At 75.7% G+C, this 986-nt stretch carries 1 pseudogene; it reads right to left on the reverse strand.

What is annotated here, in order from left to right:
• Positions 1-986: pseudogene (locus STRAU_RS31895) on the reverse strand (beta-ketoacyl synthase N-terminal-like domain-containing protein); the annotation flags it as partial.

A 986-nucleotide genomic window follows, 5' to 3' on the forward strand; every position in this document is an offset into this window, starting at 1 on the left:
CACCAGTCACCGCCCGCCCCGTGACGACACTGCGTGCGGTCGCGTCTCCCTGCGCCAATTGCTCAAGCCCGGCCAGGAGTTCCGCACGGTCCCGGCCGAGGACGACGCCCCGGTGCTCGAACCGCGACCGCGCCACGGTCAGGGACCAGCCGACGTTCGCCAGGCCGATGCCGTCGTCGTCGAGCAGCCGCTCCCGCAGCCGCGTCGCCTGCGCCCGCAGGGCGCTCTCGCTCTTCGCCGACAGGGCCAGCGGGACCACGCCCGGGACCACCGGCGGCGCGGGGGTCGCGGCGGGCCGGTCGCCGGCGTCGCTGTCGGCGGGCAGTGGTTCCTCCACCGGTGCCTGCTCCACGATCACGTGCGCGTTGGTGCCGCTCATGCCGAAGGAGGAGACGCCCGCGCGACGCGGCCGCCCCGCCTCCCGCGCGGTCCACTCGCGCGCCTCGGTCAACAGCTCGACCGCCCCTTCGGACCAGTCGACCTCGGTCGTCGGCGCCTGTGCGTGCAGGGTCTTGGGCAGGACGCCGTGCCGCATCGCCAGGACCATCTTCATGACGCCCGCGACGCCCGCGGCCGCCTGCGCGTGCCCGATGTTGGACTTGACCGAGCCGAGCCACAGCGGCTCCTGGCCCTCCGGCCTGTCCTTGCCGTACGTGGCCATCAGGGCCTGCGCCTCGATCGGGTCGCCCAGTGACGTGCCCGTGCCGTGGGCCTCCACCGCGTCCACGTCGGAGCCGGTGAGCCCGGCGCTCGCGAGGGCGGCGCGGATGACGCGCTGCTGGGAGGGGCCGGTAGCAGGCCGTCGGCGGCGAGGCCGCGCTGGCGGCTGAACGCGACGAGGGTGTCGGAGGTGGCCATGACCGTGGCGCCGCCCGCCAGGGCGAGCGAGCACTCGCCCTGGCGCAGCGCCTGCGCGGCCAGGTGGAGGGCGACCAGGGAGGACGAGCAGGCCGTGTCGACGGTCACCGCGGGGCCTTCGAGGCCGA

The organism is Streptomyces aurantiacus JA 4570 (genome assembly GCF_000414115.1).
Classification (GTDB): Bacteria; Actinomycetota; Actinomycetes; order Streptomycetales; family Streptomycetaceae; genus Streptomyces; species Streptomyces aurantiacus_A.